12 protein-coding genes and 2 tRNA genes are annotated in these 16,638 nt (G+C 54.2%); 7 read left to right on the top strand and 7 right to left on the bottom strand.

Annotation, left to right across the window (positions count from 1 at the left end; genetic code table 11):
• From GKAS_RS18325 to zapB, 3 genes are all read right to left on the bottom strand, one after another.
• Positions 1–666: CDP-diacylglycerol diphosphatase (locus GKAS_RS18325; RefSeq protein WP_035896347.1), on the bottom strand; the 666-nt coding region annotated here is incomplete at its 3' end.
• Between the two features lie 93 nt (positions 667–759).
• Positions 760–1,749: a sulfate/thiosulfate ABC transporter substrate-binding protein Sbp gene (sbp, locus tag GKAS_RS18320; RefSeq protein WP_035896346.1), complete on the bottom strand. Its 990-nt coding sequence runs from the start codon at positions 1,747–1,749 to the stop codon at positions 760–762.
• 206 nt (positions 1,750–1,955) lie between these two features.
• Positions 1,956–2,201, bottom strand: coding sequence for a septal ring assembly protein ZapB (zapB, locus tag GKAS_RS18315; protein ID WP_115073675.1), 246 nt, complete (start codon positions 2,199–2,201; stop codon positions 1,956–1,958).
• Positions 2,202–2,622: 421 nt separating this feature from the next.
• Here zapB and GKAS_RS18310 point away from each other — a divergent pair, with 421 nt between their 5' ends.
• On the top strand, positions 2,623–3,471 hold the full coding sequence (locus GKAS_RS18310; protein WP_035896345.1) for an MIP/aquaporin family protein: 849 nt from the start codon (positions 2,623–2,625) through the stop codon (positions 3,469–3,471).
• A 21-nt stretch (positions 3,472–3,492) separates the two neighbouring features.
• Positions 3,493–5,001, top strand: coding sequence for a glycerol kinase GlpK (gene glpK, locus GKAS_RS18305; protein WP_035896344.1), 1,509 nt, complete (start codon positions 3,493–3,495; stop codon positions 4,999–5,001).
• A gap of 98 nt (positions 5,002–5,099) precedes the next feature.
• On the opposite strand, the gene gltS is transcribed toward glpK, so the two are convergent.
• Positions 5,100–6,302, bottom strand: coding sequence for a sodium/glutamate symporter (gene gltS / locus GKAS_RS18300; protein ID WP_035896343.1), 1,203 nt, complete (start codon positions 6,300–6,302; stop codon positions 5,100–5,102).
• 284 nt (positions 6,303–6,586) lie between these two features.
• Between gltS and GKAS_RS18295 the strand changes: the two genes are divergently transcribed.
• Both GKAS_RS18295 and GKAS_RS18290 read left to right on the top strand, forming a co-directional pair.
• Positions 6,587–7,978 carry a nucleobase:cation symporter-2 family protein gene (locus tag GKAS_RS18295; protein WP_035896342.1) on the top strand — a complete coding sequence of 464 codons (1,392 nt, stop codon included), beginning with the start codon at positions 6,587–6,589 and terminating at the stop codon, positions 7,976–7,978.
• A gap of 119 nt (positions 7,979–8,097) precedes the next feature.
• Positions 8,098–9,774, top strand: coding sequence for an AsmA family protein (locus tag GKAS_RS18290; protein ID WP_035896341.1), 1,677 nt, complete (start codon positions 8,098–8,100; stop codon positions 9,772–9,774).
• Positions 9,775–9,987: 213 nt separating this feature from the next.
• On the opposite strand, the gene yicI is transcribed toward GKAS_RS18290, so the two are convergent.
• Both yicI and GKAS_RS18280 read right to left on the bottom strand, forming a co-directional pair.
• Positions 9,988–12,306, bottom strand: a complete 2,319-nt coding sequence (yicI, locus tag GKAS_RS18285; RefSeq protein ID WP_035896340.1) for an alpha-xylosidase — start codon at positions 12,304–12,306, stop codon at positions 9,988–9,990.
• Positions 12,307–12,317: 11 nt separating this feature from the next.
• Positions 12,318–13,712 (bottom strand): glycoside-pentoside-hexuronide family transporter, encoded by a 1,395-nt coding sequence (locus GKAS_RS18280; protein WP_035896339.1) that lies wholly within the window; start codon positions 13,710–13,712, stop codon positions 12,318–12,320.
• Between the two features lie 290 nt (positions 13,713–14,002).
• Here GKAS_RS18280 and GKAS_RS24930 point away from each other — a divergent pair.
• From GKAS_RS24930 to GKAS_RS18270, 3 genes are all read left to right on the top strand, one after another.
• Positions 14,003–14,096 (top strand) — tRNA-OTHER (locus GKAS_RS24930).
• A gap of 385 nt (positions 14,097–14,481) precedes the next feature.
• Positions 14,482–14,576, top strand: a tRNA-Sec gene (locus GKAS_RS18275).
• A gap of 101 nt (positions 14,577–14,677) precedes the next feature.
• On the top strand, positions 14,678–16,207 hold the full coding sequence (locus GKAS_RS18270) for an SIR2 family protein (RefSeq protein WP_035896338.1): 1,530 nt from the start codon (positions 14,678–14,680) through the stop codon (positions 16,205–16,207).
• 33 nt (positions 16,208–16,240) lie between these two features.
• Here GKAS_RS18270 and GKAS_RS24115 read toward each other — a convergent pair whose 3' ends face one another.
• A complete protein-coding gene (locus GKAS_RS24115) occupies positions 16,241–16,402 on the bottom strand; it encodes a YlcI/YnfO family protein (protein WP_072011429.1) in 162 nt (53 codons plus the stop codon).
• Between the last annotated feature and the right edge of the window lie 236 nt (positions 16,403–16,638).

Below are 16,638 nucleotides of genomic sequence, written 5' to 3'. Positions count from 1 at the left end.
CAGTGAGTCATCGCTTTGCTTCACCAGCGCCAGCGCAAAACGCCCCATATGGTCACGAGCTTCCGGCACTTCTTCCGCCAGCATCAGGAACGGGCTACGCTGCGCCAGCTCGTTTTCGGTAACCCGGCGCGCCAGATATTCATGCCCCATCAGGCCACCCGGCAACGGCAGCCAGCGGCTGCTGATGGCGGCGATATCACCGTCCAACTGCTCGCGAACGTCTTTGCGCAGACAGGAAATATGGATGTGGAAATGATTCTGTGTCCGTCCGGTGCGGGAATTGATGGTCAGGGAGATGGCGCTATCCGGCACTTCCGCGCCCCGTTTATCGCTCATGATCATGCGACGTTGCCACGCCTGCCAGAAGAAGTTCGGCGTTTGCGGGTCAAGCAGCAGCGGGCTTTCGGTGCCGTTGATACGGTAGGTTGGCATCAGCAGATATTGCAGCGGGCCGTTACGGTCTTTGAACAGGACGTAGCCGCCTTTTGGATTCACGTCGGCGCAGGGTGCCGGTGTGCGATGATTCAGCTGATTAGGCACGCATTGCTCTAGCACAATGTGGCGCAGCGCATCCGGGTTGCCGGAATGCAGCCAGTACCAGCCTCCCGCCCCCGCAGCAATCACCAACACTAGCAGCGCTGCCAGCAGGTATTTTAACCTTGTCATTTTGTCTCCCCAAATCAAACCAAGGGGGAAGAGTAACGTAGTTTGATGACCAAAAGAAAACGCCCGGTAAAATCACCGGGCGTTAGAGGGAGATTAACGCTTGCTAATCTGGTCGAAGGTGCCACCGTTAGAGAAGTGCTCTTTCTGCGCTTTTGTCCAGCCGCCGAACTCGTCATCAATGGTGAAGAGCTTCAGTTTCGGGAATTCGCTTTCATACTTCTTCGCGACAGCCGGGTCACGTGGGCGATAGTAGTTCTTCGCCGCGATTTCCTGGCCTTCCGGTGAGTAGAGGTATTTCAGGTACGCTTCCGCTACCGCGGTGGTGCCTTTTTTCTCCGCCACTTTGTCGACCACGGAAACGGTCGGCTCGGCGAGGATAGATTCGCTTGGGGTGACAATCTCAAACTTGTCTTTACCCAGTTCGTTCGCCGCCAGCAGCGCTTCGTTTTCCCACGCAATCAGCACATCGCCGATACCGCGTTCTACGAAGGTATTCGTCGAACCGCGAGCACCGGAGTCCAGCACTTCTACGTTCTTATACAGCGCCTTCACGAAGTCCTGCGCTTTGGCCTGATCGTTGTTGTTGTGATGCAGCGCGTAGCCCCAGGCTGCCAGGTAGTTCCAGCGAGCGCCGCCGGAGCTTTTCGGGTTCGGGGTAATCACGGAAACGCCCGGTTTAATCAGGTCGTTCCAGTCATGAATCTGTTTCGGGTTGCCTTTACGCACCAGGAACACGATGGTGGAGGTGTACGGCGCGGAGTTATCCGGCAGACGTTTGATCCAGTTTTTGTCGATGCGGCCGCGCTCGGCAATGGCGTCAACATCATAGGCCAGCGCGAGCGTTACCACGTCGGCATCAATGCCGTTAATCACGGAAGTAGCCTGTTTGCCGGAGCCGCCGTGCGACTGACGAATCACCACGTTATCACCGGTCTCTTTTTTCCAGTGCGCGCTGAACGCCTTGTTGTATTGTTCATACAGTTCACGCGTCGGATCGTACGACACGTTGAGTAATTGGATGTCCTTAGCCAGTACGCTGGTAGTAGCCAGCAAAAGAGTTAACCCCACGCCCCACTTATTCATCGCCCGCTCTCTTATCTGTTGTGTTGTAATGAGGCTAGCGTGCCAGAAATCGAACCAATGATTAAAGAATAAAAAAAGATTGATTATGCAGTTTTGAAATATAAGCGGACACGCGAAATGCGCGTTTGCTCGAAATCACTCAGCGGGGAGATAGAGGAAGGAAGAACATCCCCAGGCCGTTAAAAACCGCCCGGGGAGGAATGGAATCAGACTTCTTCCATACGGCCGAGCAGCGCCTGCAGACGATCCTGCCAGCCGCTCTGCTGTTCTTTCAGCTGGTTGTTTTCACGCTCCAGCTCTTCACGGCTCTGGTGTGCAGACTGTACATCCTGCGCCAGGGTGTTGTTCTTTTCTTTCAGCTCTTCGATTTCCATCTGCAACAGCGTGATGGTATCAATCGCCTGCTGAACTTTCGCTTCCAGTTTCTCAAACACTTCTAATGACATCGTCATAACCTCTCCTGATCTTGCAAGGCGTTGATATCGTCCCGGAACCCCGGCGACGCCTTATCTTAAATAAGCGCACGGCTTGCAGTCGATTGTATGGAGCCCCGCCGCGACTGTCCAGCGCCAGAGCCTGTAGATTGCGGTTGTCCGCAATTTTCGGTCTCATCCTGGAGCGTTAGCGTCCATTCTGATTAAATTGTTAAATGTTTAGCCACGAGAATGTTTCCCTCCTCACACTTTCCGTTCCAAAAACGTGCATTTTTTGGCGCGAAAACGCTCATTTCTTGACGCGGCACACACATTTTGATTTCGATATTTCTCGTTTACGCTCGTTAACGATAAATTAACACTATGCCTACATGGCAACATGAGTGTCCCGAACGCTCATGTACACAATAATCATCAATTAGTCTTCAGGATTCCGATTATGAGCCAAACATCAACCTTAAAAGGCCAGTGCATCGCAGAGTTTCTTGGTACCGGGTTGTTGATCTTTTTCGGCGTGGGGTGTGTTGCGGCGCTGAAAGTTGCGGGTGCAAGTTTCGGCCAGTGGGAGATCAGCATCATCTGGGGTTTGGGCGTGGCGATGGCCATTTACCTGACCGCAGGGGTTTCCGGCGCACATCTTAATCCGGCAGTAACCATTGCACTTTGGCTGTTCGCTTGTTTCGACGGGCGCAAAGTGGTGCCGTTCATCGTGGCTCAGTTTGCCGGTGCCTTCTGCGCCGCCGCGCTGGTCTACGGGCTTTACTACAACCTTTTCCTCGACTTTGAACACACGCACAATATGGTGCGCGGCAGCGTCGAAAGTCTTGAACTGGCCGGTATTTTCTCGACTTACCCGAACCCACATATCAATTTTGTGCAGGCATTCGCGGTAGAAATGGTGATTACCGCTATCCTGATGGGCGTGATTCTGGCGCTCACCGACGACGGTAACGGCATTCCGCGTGGGCCACTGGCACCTCTGCTGATTGGCCTGCTGATTGCGGTTATCGGCGCGTCCATGGGCCCACTGACCGGGTTTGCCATGAACCCAGCGCGTGACCTCGGACCGAAAACGTTCGCCTGGCTTGCTGGCTGGGGCGATGTCGCCTTCACCGGTGGCAAAGATATTCCTTACTTCCTGGTGCCGCTGTGTGCGCCAATAGTAGGTGCAGCGCTGGGGGCGTTCAGCTATCGCAAGTTGATTGGTCGTCACCTGCCGTGCGACACCTGCGAGGTTGAAGAGCCGAAGGCGGCCTCCAGCCAGAACCAACAAAATGCTTCGCTGTAAACTGACTACGGAACGTTCATTATGACTGACAAAAAATATATCGTTGCGCTCGACCAGGGCACCACCAGCTCCCGCGCCGTCGTTATGGATCATGACGCCAACATCGTCAGCGTGTCACAGCGCGAATTCGAACAAATTTATCCTAAGCCAGGCTGGGTTGAGCACGACCCAATGGAAATCTGGGCAACCCAAAGCTCCACGCTGGTCGAAGTGCTGGCGAAAGCCGATATTAATTCCGACCAGATTGCCGCTATCGGTATCACCAACCAGCGTGAAACCACCGTGGTGTGGGAGCGCGAAACCGGTAAGCCGATTTACAACGCCATCGTCTGGCAGTGCCGCCGCACCGCGGATATCTGTGAACAATTGAAGCGCGACGGCATGGAAGAGTACGTGCGCAAGGCCACCGGCCTGGTGGTGGACCCGTACTTCTCCGGCACCAAAGTGAAGTGGATCCTCGACCACGTTGAAGGCTCCCGCGAGCGTGCGAAACGCGGCGAACTGCTGTTTGGTACCGTTGATACCTGGCTTATCTGGAAAATGACCCAGGGCCGCGTTCACGTCACCGACTACACCAACGCCTCACGTACCATGCTGTTCAACATCAACACGCTGGAGTGGGATGAAAAAATGCTGGACGCGCTGGATATCCCGCGCGCCATGCTACCGGAAGTGCGTAAGTCATCTGAAGTGTACGGCCAGACCAACATTGGCGGTAAAGGCGGTACGCGTATTCCTATCGCCGGGATTGCCGGTGACCAGCAGGCGGCGCTGTTCGGCCAGCTGTGCGTAAAAGAAGGGATGGCGAAAAATACCTACGGTACCGGCTGCTTTATGCTGATGAACACCGGTGAGAAAGCGGTGGCCTCCAGCCACGGCCTGCTGACCACCATCGCCTGCGGCCCACGCGGTGAAGTGAACTATGCGCTGGAAGGCGCGGTATTCATGGCGGGCGCGTCCATTCAGTGGCTGCGCGACGAAATGAAGCTGATTAGCGATGCGTTCGACTCCGAGTACTTCGCCACCAAGGTGAAAGACACCAACGGCGTGTACGTGGTACCGGCCTTTACCGGCCTCGGCGCACCGTACTGGGACCCGTATGCTCGTGGTGCCATCTTCGGCCTGACCCGAGGCGTGAACTCGAACCATATTATTCGCGCTACGCTGGAATCCATCGCCTACCAGACCCGCGACGTGCTGGAAGCGATGCAGGCAGACTCCGGTATTCGTCTGCACGCTCTGCGCGTGGACGGTGGCGCGGTCGCCAACAACTTCCTGATGCAGTTCCAGTCCGACATTCTTGGCACTCGCGTTGAGCGTCCGGAAGTGCGCGAAGTAACGGCGCTCGGCGCGGCCTATCTGGCCGGTCTGGCGGTCGGCTTCTGGCAGAACCTGGATGAGCTGCAGGAGAAAGCGGTCATTGAGCGCGAATTCCGCCCGGGGATTGAAACCACCGAGCGTAACTACCGCTACAGCGGCTGGCAGAAAGCGGTGAAACGCGCGTTAGCGTGGGAAGATCACGAAGGGTAAGCACTAAGCCTCCCCGGGGTCGGCGCAAGCGCCTCGCCCGGGCTACCAATCTAATGTAGCCCGGCCGAGCGCAGCGACGCCGGGGACGGCACCAACCATCAACCAAATATCGGCAACATCAAATACAGCTTAATCACCAGCGCGTTGACGATATCAATAAAGAACGCCCCCACCATCGGCACCACCAGAAACGCCATATGTGACGGCCCGAAACGCTCGGTAATGGCCTGCATATTGGCAATCGCCGTTGGCGTTGCGCCAAGGCCAAAGCCGCAGTGACCCGCCGCCAGCACCGCCGCGTCGTAGTTTTTGCCCATCAGACGGTAGGTGACGAAAATGGCGTACAGCCCCATCGCCACGGCCTGCACCGACAAAATGACCAGCATCGGCAGCGCCAGAGAGGCCAGCTCCCACAGCTTAAGCCCCATCAACGCCATCGCCAGGAACAGCGACAGGCTGACGTTACCCAGCACCGACACCGCCCGCTCGAACACGCGGTAAAAGCCCATCAGCGCCAGACCGTTGCTGAGGATCACCCCAACAAACAGCACGCAAACAAACGTTGGCAGCTCGAGTGCCGTACCGGCCAGCAGTTGCGCAATGATTTTGCCAAGCGTGAGGCAAATAGCGATAAGCGCGATAGTCTCAATCATCACCAGCGAGGTAATGCTGCGCCCCACGTCCGGTTTCTCAAACGCCGTTGGCACTTCCTGATCCTCCGGGCTCCCGTCCGGTGAGGAAGAGTGCTTCACCAGATAGCGCGCCACCGGTCCGCCAATCAGACCACCGAGCACCAGCCCGAAGGTGGCGCAGGCCATTGCCACTTCCGTTGCATTTTCAAAGCCATAGCGTTCGATAAACAGCTTGCTCCACGCCGCCCCGGTACCATGACCGCCGGAAAGCGTGATTGACCCCGCCAGCAGGCCCATCAGCGGGTCGAGCCCTAAGAGCTTCGCCATGCCAATGCCCAACGCGTTTTGCAGCAACAACAACCCCACCACCACAATCAGGAACGTCCCCACCACCTTGCCGCCCGCGCGCAGGCTGGCGATATTGGCGTTCAGACCAATAGTGGCGAAGAACGCCAGCATCAGCGGGTCCTTCAGGCTCATGTCGAAGTCGAGTTCCCAGCCCATGCTCTTTTTCAGCACCAGCAGCGCCAGCGCCACCAGCAGGCCGCCCGCAACGGGCTCAGGGATGGTGTATTTCTTAAGGAAGGGAACGCTCTGAACCAGTTTTCGTCCTAGCAGCAACACCAGCGTTGCGGCAACGAGCGTCGATAAAGTATCGAGATGAAACATAATTACAGCTCCTGACTAAAACGTATGATTCATTCACACGCGACCAATTTCCCATGTCGTCCACGCCTCCTCGTGAGGCGTTGGGCAAAAGTGTAAGCAAGAAAAAGGACAATAGGGTAGAAAAACGTACTATTTGTCATCATTTTCGTTAACTTATCCCGCCAAACCCCCTTATTTTACACGGCTATTTTCCGCAATAATTTGTCATCAGTGAAAGCAACCGATTGCTTTTACCAACCAGTCCGCTAAAATCGCCACTTTTCCACCACGGGATTACCTCTGAGATGTCTTCTAACACACTCGATCAAGCCAATGCGCAACCGATTGCGCATTCGCAGAACAGCGAATTAATCTATCGTCTGGAAGATCGTCCACCGCTGCCGCAGACGCTGTTCGCCGCGTTTCAGCACCTGCTGGCGATGTTTGTTGCGGTGATCACCCCCGCGCTGCTCATCTGCCAGGCGCTGGGCCTGCCAGCGGAAGACACTCAGCACATTATCAGCATGTCGTTATTCGCCTCCGGCGTGGCGTCCATCATTCAGATTAAAGCCTGGGGCCCGGTGGGTTCTGGCCTGCTGTCGATTCAGGGCACCAGCTTCAACTTCGTTGCGCCGTTGATTATGGGCGGCACGGCGTTGAAAACCGGCGGCGCGGACGTACCAACGATGATGGCGGCGCTGTTCGGCACCCTGATGCTGGCAAGCTGCACCGAAATGGTTATCTCCCGCGTGCTGCACCTGGCGCGCCGCGTGATTACGCCGCTGGTTTCCGGCGTGGTGGTGATGATTATCGGCCTGTCGCTGATTCAGGTTGGCCTGACCTCCATCGGTGGCGGCTACGCAGCGATGGCAGACCACACCTTCGGCGCGCCGAAAAACCTGCTGCTGGCAGGGATCGTGCTGGCCATTATTATTCTGCTGAACCGCCAGCGTAACCCGTACCTGCGCATCGCCTCTTTGGTGATTGCCATGGCAGCAGGCTACCTGATGGCGTGGTTCCTCGGCATGCTGCCAGAGAACGCGGCCCCGGCGAACAGCAGTCTTATCACCATCCCAACGCCGCTGTATTACGGTTTAGGCATCGACTGGAACCTGCTGCTGCCGCTGATGCTGGTGTTTATGATCACCTCGCTTGAGACCATTGGCGACATCACCGCCACCTCCGACGTATCCGAGCAGCCGGTTTCCGGCCCGGTCTATATGAAGCGTTTGAAAGGCGGCGTGCTGGCAAACGGCCTGAACTCCTGCGTATCGGCCATCTTCAATACCTTCCCGAACTCTTGCTTCGGGCAGAACAACGGCGTGATTCAGCTGACCGGCGTTGCCAGCCGCTACGTGGGCTTCGTGGTGGCACTGATGCTTATCGTACTGGGCCTGTTCCCGGCGGTAAGTGGCTTTGTGCAGCACATTCCTGAGCCGGTGCTCGGCGGCGCAACGCTGGTGATGTTCGGTACCATCGCGGCATCCGGCGTGCGTATCGTCTCCCGCGAACCGCTGAACCGTCGTGCGATCCTGATTATCGCGCTGTCGCTGGCGGTTGGTCTGGGCGTCTCTCAGCAGCCACAAATTCTGCAGTTCGCGCCGGACTGGTTGAAAAACCTGCTCTCTTCCGGTATCGCTGCCGGTGGTATCACCGCGATTATCCTCAACCTGGTCTTCCCGCCGGAAAAAGCGTAATCCCTTCGCGGCAGTGGTTTCGCCACTGCCGCTGACATCGAATAATACGATTCCCGCCTTGAGGAATGCGCATAAATCATGCATAACAGGTTTATGTGCCCTTCTCAGGACGGAAGATCATGAAATTTCTTGGAAAGCTCATTATCTGGCTGTTGATCGCCCTGCTGCTGGTGATCCTGGCCTTCTACTTCTTACTGCAAACGCGCTGGGGCGCACGTCACGTTAGCCAGTGGCTGAGCGACAGTACCCCGTACCACGTGACGTTTGACGCGATGGACCATCGCTTTTCTTCGCCTTCTCATATCCTGCTGAAAAACGTCACCTTTGGCCGCGACGGCAAGCCTGCAACGCTGGTTGCCAAAGCGGTGGATATCGGTCTGAGCTCGCGCCAGATAACGGACCCGCTGCACGTCGATACCATTCTGTTGCAGGACGGCACACTCAACCTTTCTCCGTCTAACGCCCCGCTGCCGTTTGCCGCAGACCGCCTGCAGCTGAGCAATATGGCGCTGAACAGCCCGGAAACCGGCTGGGATTTGAGCGCTCAGCGCGTCTCCGGCGGCGTGATGCCTTGGGCACCGGTTGCGGGTAACGTGCTGGGCACCAAAGCCCAGATTCAGATGAGCGCAGGCTCGCTGTCGCTTAACGGCATTCCGGCCACCAACGCGCTGATTGAAGGCACCCTCGACAACGGCGAGGTCACCTTAACCACCGTCGGTGCCGATATGGCGCGCGGTTCACTCACCGGCAACGCACGGCGCAACAGCGACGGCAGTTGGGTGGTGGATAATCTGCGTCTTAACGAAATCCGCATGCAGAGCGACAAGCCGCTGCTCGATTTCCTTGCGCCGCTGACCACCGTGCCGTCGTTACAGATTGGCCGTCTTGATATCACCGATGCACGACTGCAAGGTCCGGATTGGGCGGTGACCGACCTCGACCTCAACTTGCGCAACCTGACCCTCAGCCAGGGTGGCTGGCAGAGCGACGACGGTAAAATTTCGATGAATGCCAGCGAGTTTATCTACGGCTCGCTGCACTTGCTCGACCCGATCCTCAACGCGGAATTCTCACCGCAGGGCATTGCGCTGCGCCAGTTTACCTCGCGCTGGGAAGGCGGCATGGTGCGCAGTTCCGGTAACTGGCTGCGCGCCGGGAATGCGCTGGTGCTGGACGACGCGGTCGTCGCCGGGCTGGAATATACGCTGCCAGAGAACTGGAAAACGCTGTGGATGGAACAGCTACCACCGTGGCTGCAAAGCGTGACCCTGAAGAAATTCGGCGCCAGCCGCAACCTGGTGATTGATATCAACCCTGACTTCCCATGGCAGATCACCGCGCTGGACGGCTACGGCGCCAATCTTCAGTTGGCGAAAAACCGCCAGTGGGGCGTCTGGGGCGGCAGTGCGACGCTGAACGGCGCGGCGGCAACCTTTAACCGCATCGACGTGCGTCGTCCATCGATGACGCTGAACGCCGATGCCTCGAACGTCAACATCACCGAGCTGAGCGCCTTTACCGAGAAAGGCATTCTGGAAGCCACCGCGACCGTTGCACAGCAGCCACAGCGCCAGACCCGCGTGACGCTGAACGGCCGCGGCGTGCCGCTGAACGTCCTCCAGCAATGGGGATGGCCAGCGTTGCCGATTAGCGGCGATGGGAATATTCAGCTGACGGCGAGCGGGAATGTGCAGCCCGATGCACCGCTGAAACCGACGGTGAACGGGCAGCTGCATGCGGTGAATATGGATAAGCAGGAAGTCACCCAGCAGATGCAGGGTGGAGTGATAAAGTAGCCCGGGCGAGGCGTTTACGCCGACCCCGGGGTTAGCTCGGAGCCGCCCCGGCGGCGCTGCGCTTGGCCGGGCTACAATGAAGATCGTGCAAGAGCTCCCCTCACCCCGGCCCTCTCCCCAAAGGGGCGAGGGAGAAAACCTAACATGCTAGCCGCACCATCGGTCCCCTCCCCCTTATGGGGAGAGGGTTAGGGTGAGGGGGCATCCTCAATACTACAGCGTAATCACCAGCTCATTACCCTGCGCCGTCACCACCACGCCAAGCTCGCTACCCGCCTGAGTACCGCCCTGCACGCCAGCCACCTGCTGGATATTGCGCAGGCACAGCGTCCAGCCGCTCGCCTTGCCGTTGCCCGTCACGGTAATCACGTTACCCTGACGTTTTGCGCTCAGCGTATAGATAACTGAACCGTCCTGCGCTGGCACTTCACACACCGCCTGACGGCCGTCTTCCAGATGGAACAGCTGGAACGCGGTTCCTTCATGCCAGGCGTAGTTTGGCACCTGATTGTTATTACCCAGCGCCAGCAGGGTGTTGTCGCGTACGTACACCGGCAGGCTCATAAAGTCATGCTGCTGTTTATGCCAGCGGCTGCCCTGCACCTCATCGTTGTGCCACAGGTGCGTCCAGCGGCCTTCCGGCAGGTAGAACTGCACGTCGCCCGCTTCGGTGAACACCGGCGCTACCGCCAGGGAGTCGCCGAGCATGTACTGACGGTCGAGATAGTCGCACGCCGGGTCGTCCGGGAACTCCAGCATCATGGCGCGCAGCATCGGCGTGCCCTGCTCGTTGGCCAGCGCTGCCTGACGATACAGGTACGGCATCATGCGGCACTTCATTTCGGTGAAGTAGCGCACCACGTCGCAGGACTCTTCGTCGTACGCCCATGGCACACGATAGGATTTGCTGCCGTGCAGGCGGCTGTGGCTGGAGAACAGGCCGAAGGCGCACCAGCGCTTGTAGACATCCGCCGGGGCGGTATTCTCGAAGCCGCCGATGTCGTGGCTCCAGAAGCCAAAGCCGGACAGACCGATCGACAGGCCGCCGCGCAGGCTTTCCGCCATAGATTCGTAGTTGGCGTAGCAGTCGCCGCCCCAGTGCACAGGGAACTGTTGCGCGCCCACCGAGGCGGAACGGGCAAACAGCACCGCTTCTTTCTCGCCCAGGTTCTCTTTGAGCACGTTCCACACCAGCTCGTTGTAGATGAAAGCGTAGTGGTTGTGCATTTTCTGCGGGTCGGCATCGTTGAACCAACGCACGTCGGTTGGGATACGCTCGCCGAAGTCAGTTTTGAAGCAGTCGACGCCCATTTCCACCAGGCCTTTCAGCTTGTCGGCGTACCACTGACAGGCTTCCGGGTTGGTGAAGTCATAAATCGCCAGCCCCGGCTGCCATTTATCCCACTGCCAGACAGAACCATCCGGGCGTTTGAGCAAATAGCCCTTCTCTTTCAGCTCTTTGAAAATTGGTGATTTCTGACCAATGTACGGGTTAATCCACACGCAGACCTTCAGCCCTTTGTCTTTCAGGCGCTGGATCATGCCTTTCGGGTCCGGGAAGGTCACCGGGTCCCACTCGAAGTCGCACCACTGGAAGGCTTTCATCCAGAAGCAGTCGAAGTGGAAGACGTGTAGCGGCAGGTCACGCTCCGCCATGCCGTCGATAAAGCTGTTGACCGTCGCTTCGTCATAGTTGGTGGTAAACGAAGTGGTCAGCCACAGGCCAAAGGACCAGGCCGGTGGCAGCGCCGGGCGACCGGTGAATTGGGTATAGCGGTTCAACACCTCTTTCGGGGTTGGGCCGTCGATAACGAAGTATTCCAGATACTCGCCTTCGACGCTGAACTGCACCTTGGAGACTTTTTCAGAGCCAATCTCGAAGGAGACGTTTTCCGGGTGATTCACCAGCACGCCGTAGCCGCGGTTGGTCAGGTAGAACGGAATATTTTTGTAGGACTGTTCAGTACTGGTGCCGCCGTCGCGGTTCCAGGTTTCGACGTTCTGGCCGTTGCGCACCAGCGCGGTAAAGCGCTCGCCCAGGCCGTAAACGGTTTCACCCACGCCAAGGTCCAGACGCTCGAACATGTAGTTGCGATCGTCGTTGCTGTCCTGCACGTAGCCGTTGTTTTTCAGCTGGCTGCCGGTAATGCGAACGCCGTTGCGCAGGAAGTCCAGCGACCAGAACTCACCTTTGGTGACGCGCACGCTCAGGTTGCCGCTTTTCAGCTCGGCAAATTCAGTGGTGTTCTGGATTTGTACCTTCACATCTTTCAGCACGTTCAGCGGATAGTGCGGGCCTTTATCCAGCGCGCCCTGGAAGTGCTCAATGCGCACGCCAACCACGCTTTCCTGAGGAGAGAAAAAGCGAAGGGTGAACATCGGCGTGTCTAGCTGCCATGTACGCTCCCGTACATCACGCGGCGCGACGTACACCACCAACTCATTCCCGTGCTGTTCAACATCAAACACCTGAACAGGATGAATCAAATTCAGACCCGGCTGGGTCAACCAGTTTCCATCACTGATCTTCATAGTTCGTCCTCTTAATTCTTAACAGTTTGATTCATAGATACGTTTTCAAAATCCTGCTGATTGCGGTGCGCACCGCTCGCCAGTTCGGCCATCATCTTGACCAGGAACGGCGTTTTCAGGGTGTAGAAGCGCTTCGCCACGATGGCGCTCAGCAGGTAGCAAATAGCCGGAACGATAGTGAACAGGGCAATAATGATGCTGATGGTGGTTGGGTTCTGCGTTTTGGCCGCGGCGTCATAACCGCCGCCAGCCAGCATCCAGCCAATCATCGCACCGCCCAGCGCCAGGCCGAGCTTCAGCACGAACAGCGTGCCCGCGAAGCTAATGCCGGTGAGACGTTTACCGTTACGCCATTCGCCGTAGTCAACGGTGTCGGACATCATGACCCACTGAATTGGAGTCACGAGTTGGTGCAGAACGCCAATCACGAAGATAAAGGCAAACATGATGATGCTAGCGTTCATTGGAACAAAGAACATCGCTAGGCTCAGGACCGCCAGAATGGCGTTGGTCCACCAGAAGACGCTCACTTTACATTTCCAGTCGGTCAGCGGTTTAGCTAACGCCGAGCCAATCAGGTTACCGACGCAATAGGTGGTGAGGAAGGCGGTAAACAGCGCCGGGGAACCCATAATCCAGGTGACGTAATACATCATCGCCCCGCCGCGTATGCAGACCGCCATGATGTTGAGAATGGTGAGCAGGCCGACGATGCGCCACTGGTCGTTGTGCCAGATGTCACGCAGGTCTTCACGCATGGAGTTATTGGTTGGCGGCGCTTCCACACGTTCTTTGGTGGTGAAGAAGCAGAACGCCAGCATCAGGAACGCCACCACCGAGAGCACGGCAATGCCGCCCTGGAAGCCAAACGCTTTATCATCGCCGCCAATCAAATTCACCAGCGGCATCATCAGCACGGTAGAGAGCATGCCGCCCGCCGTCGCCAGCACGAAGCGCCAGGACTGCAACGAGATACGCTGCGTCGGGTCGTTGGTGATCACACCGCCCAATGCGCAGTAAGGGATATTCACCACGGTGTAGAACAGGGTCAGCAGCGTGTAGGTAATCGCCGCATAAATCAGTTTGCCGTTATGGCTGAAGTCCGGGGTGCTGTAGGCCAGCACGCAGACCACGCCGAACGGCAGCGCGCCAAACAGCACCCATGGACGGAACTTGCCCCAGCGGCTGCGGGTACGGTCGGCCAGAAGCCCCATGCACGGGTCGGAGATAGCATCCAGCGCGCGCGCCAGAAGGAACATGGTGCCAACAAAACCTGCGGGTATACCGAAGATATCGGTATAGAAGAACATCATGTACAACATGACGTTATCGAAAATGATATGGCTGGCGGCATCGCCCATTCCGTAGCCGATCTTCTCTTTGACAGATAATACTTCACTCTTCATCTTCCAAACCCTTTTCGCACCGCATCCACGTTGGTACCGGTTACACATTTTTTAAACCATCCGCCCTATAAGGTGAATTGCGATATCTCGTTATCAAATTACGTTTCTTGATTTCTGTGATCTGGGTTGGTGGGTAGAGTGTGATTAAATGTAACTTGCGGATTTTTCAGATATTTCTATCCATGCCGTGCGGAAGATATAAAAAAGATGGCGAAAAATGTAAGTAAAGATGTGGTAACTGATTGAAAGTGGCTATAATGCGCCCCGCCTCCATGTAGCAATGCAGGCGCGGAAGATCGTCGTCTCCGGTGAGACGATTGGACTTCTTTTCCAGTGGTAGCCGCCTGCGGCTCCCGGCAGGTTCGACTCCTGCGATCTCCGCCAAAATTGCTCACTTTTCCGCCAAAGCATTATTCCGTTTTATCTATACTCTCCCTTAGCGACATCCTTTTTCGTACTGATGACTGTCCCGGCTCGTTTACGCCGTAAGCCTATGCGGCCAGCGGTTGATAAACACGACGCTAACTGGCGGTGAAATGGTCAAATATTCGGTCATGGCGCTGGTTTTTACACCGTTCATCGGGCAAGAAGTGCGGTAAATCGTATGAGGTGTTACAGGTGAAAAATGTAACCCTAAGAAAAGGCAGGGTTTTATCCGGGAAGTCCGAAAGTGACCGGGCTGCGGGGCGAAAAATGTGCCCTGGGGGGATGTGGTAAATGATTGAAAGTAGATATAATGCGCCCCGCCTCCATGTAGCAATGTAGGCGCGGAAGATCGTCGTCTCCGGTGAGGCGGCTGGACTTCAAATCCAGTTGGGGCCGCCAGCGGTCCCGGGCAGGTTCGACTCCTGTGATCTTCCGCCAAAATTAAACAAATGTGTTACTAAATTCCTCCAAACTCATTGTTTTCAGTTATAAATATAAAATACCCAACGCCATAATAAATTTATTGAGATGAATAGATTATGAATATTGAGGATGATTTAAATAGCTTATTTGCACACCGCGCATCTGGCCCATTTCTTTTTTTAGGTTCTGGATTTTCTAGACGCTATATGGGACTTGAAGATTGGGAGGGCTTACTAAGCCTTTTTTGTGTAATGGGAAAATCATATAAATACTATAAAAGCAGTGCTAATGGTGAAATACCCGCTTCTGCAAGGCTTATCGCCGAAGATTTTCACGATCATTGGTGGACAAGTGATAGCTACCAAGAAAGTCGACTCGAATACGAAAAAAATATAGTTAATAAAACATCGCCGCTACGTTATGAAATCAGTAAATACTTAATAAATAAAACAGAGGAAAAGAAAAAATCACTCGAACTTGAAGAAGAAATTGAATTATTAAAGGCTTGTGATGTTGATGGGATAATAACAACCAACTGGGATGGATTAATTGAAAGTCTCTTTGATGGATATACAACTTATACCGGGCAGGAAGAATTACTTTTTTCAAACACCTACAGTATCGGTGAGATTTATAAGATTCATGGATGCAGTTCAAATCCCGAAAGTTTAGTATTAACTGATAATGATTACTTTGATTATAATAACAAAAATGCTTATTTAGCTTCAAAACTAATAACTATATTTGTTGAGCACCCAGTAATCTTTATTGGTTATTCTATTGCTGATGATAATATCCGTTCACTACTTAAGTCTATCTCACTATGTATTGGAACAAATAAACTGGAAAAACTTAGAGATAACTTAATATTTCTAGATCGAAATGAACCATCTAGTGGACCTGTCATTGAAACTTCTTACTTACATTTCGACAGCGTTCAAGTTCCAGTAAAAATTATAAAAATAAGTGACTACTCTCATGTTTATCGTGCCATTCACAGTTTTGAAAGAAAACTACCGGCTCGTGTTTTAAGATTTTGTAAGGAAAGAGTTTATGAAATCGTTCAGAGTCAAGACCCTCAAACAAAAATGGCTGTAATTGATTATGATAAAGTAAAAGATAAAAATGATATTGAAGTAGTATTGGGTTTAGGTGTTATAGGAAAGGTTGGTGAAACAGGCTATAGATCATATACTCTAAAAGATATTTTTGATGATGCAGTTCATCGTAATAAAGATTTTTCCCCTGACAAGATACTAAATATAACAGTAAAACAACTAGGCACAAGATGTCTGCATATACCTATTTTTAAATACATTCATGAAATGGGCATAACGACAGAAGACGAGTATAAAGAATCAGGACTTGAGTTAGATTCTTATATTTTCCGAGAGTTTCCAAAAACATTTTGTTCAGGTGAAGAAAAACTCTTCGATAAATATCAAGGACTAAGTTTTAGTGAATTTAAAGAACAAGCCACTGTAAATGCGTTCCTTACTCTTGCTCCATACCATAAAAATGTTGATGTGAATTTACTTGAGGAATATATTGCTGAAAATTATGATACATTAATATCCAGCAACAAGAAATACTTTTTCAGAAAGCTAATTTGTTACCTGGATTGGTTAAAATATTGCTCTTTATAAATTCATACAGTGCACAAATTACTAATGAACATATCACTTGCCGGATAATCTTAACCGGCAAGCCTCTTTCACCCACTTACTAAAATTCCCTTTCCCCGCAGCCTTCTCAATCTGCTCCAAAAGCTCATCCTCAAACCGGATGTTCTTCATCGTGCTCTTCGTGCGGTCAAAATTTGGCTTCTTTTTCTCTTGCATGGTAGGTACCAGTTAGTTTAGTTTATCATCATGTGGTACCTACCACACGGATAATGAAATCTGACAACGCCCCAAGGTGCTCGAACACCAGGGAGCGTCTAACCTCACCAACTATCAAGGAGTTGATAATGGCTAACCCGCATTCTACCCCAGACTTACCCGCAGCAAAAACCGAGCGCACGATAATTGTGGGATATCGCCCGCAGGGTGCAAACAAAAATACGCCAAGCCTCACC

It is taken from the genome of Kluyvera ascorbata ATCC 33433 (genome assembly GCF_000735365.1).
In the GTDB taxonomy this organism is placed as follows: Bacteria; Pseudomonadota; Gammaproteobacteria; order Enterobacterales; family Enterobacteriaceae; genus Kluyvera; species Kluyvera ascorbata.
Note: the sequence above shows the minus strand (reverse complement) of the source record. Positions and strands in the feature narration are given on the sequence as shown.

Bases quoted from the DNA above. Each gene is read 5' to 3' on its own strand.
- sbp (WP_035896346.1), bottom strand. From the start codon at position 1,749: ATGAATAAGTGGGGCGTGGGGTTAACTCTTTTGCTGGCTACTACCAGC.
- zapB (WP_115073675.1), bottom strand. From the start codon at position 2,201: ATGACGATGTCATTAGAAGTGTTTGAGAAACTGGAAGCGAAAGTTCAG.
- GKAS_RS18310 (WP_035896345.1), top strand. From the start codon at position 2,623: ATGAGCCAAACATCAACCTTAAAAGGCCAGTGCATCGCAGAGTTTCTT.
- glpK (WP_035896344.1), top strand. From the start codon at position 3,493: ATGACTGACAAAAAATATATCGTTGCGCTCGACCAGGGCACCACCAGC.
- gltS (WP_035896343.1), bottom strand. From the start codon at position 6,302: ATGTTTCATCTCGATACTTTATCGACGCTCGTTGCCGCAACGCTGGTG.
- GKAS_RS18295 (WP_035896342.1), top strand. From the start codon at position 6,587: ATGTCTTCTAACACACTCGATCAAGCCAATGCGCAACCGATTGCGCAT.
- GKAS_RS18290 (WP_035896341.1), top strand. From the start codon at position 8,098: ATGAAATTTCTTGGAAAGCTCATTATCTGGCTGTTGATCGCCCTGCTG.
- yicI (WP_035896340.1), bottom strand. From the start codon at position 12,306: ATGAAGATCAGTGATGGAAACTGGTTGACCCAGCCGGGTCTGAATTTG.
- GKAS_RS18280 (WP_035896339.1), bottom strand. From the start codon at position 13,712: ATGAAGAGTGAAGTATTATCTGTCAAAGAGAAGATCGGCTACGGAATG.
- GKAS_RS18270 (WP_035896338.1), top strand. From the start codon at position 14,678: ATGAATATTGAGGATGATTTAAATAGCTTATTTGCACACCGCGCATCT.
- GKAS_RS24115 (WP_072011429.1), bottom strand. From the start codon at position 16,402: ATGCAAGAGAAAAAGAAGCCAAATTTTGACCGCACGAAGAGCACGATG.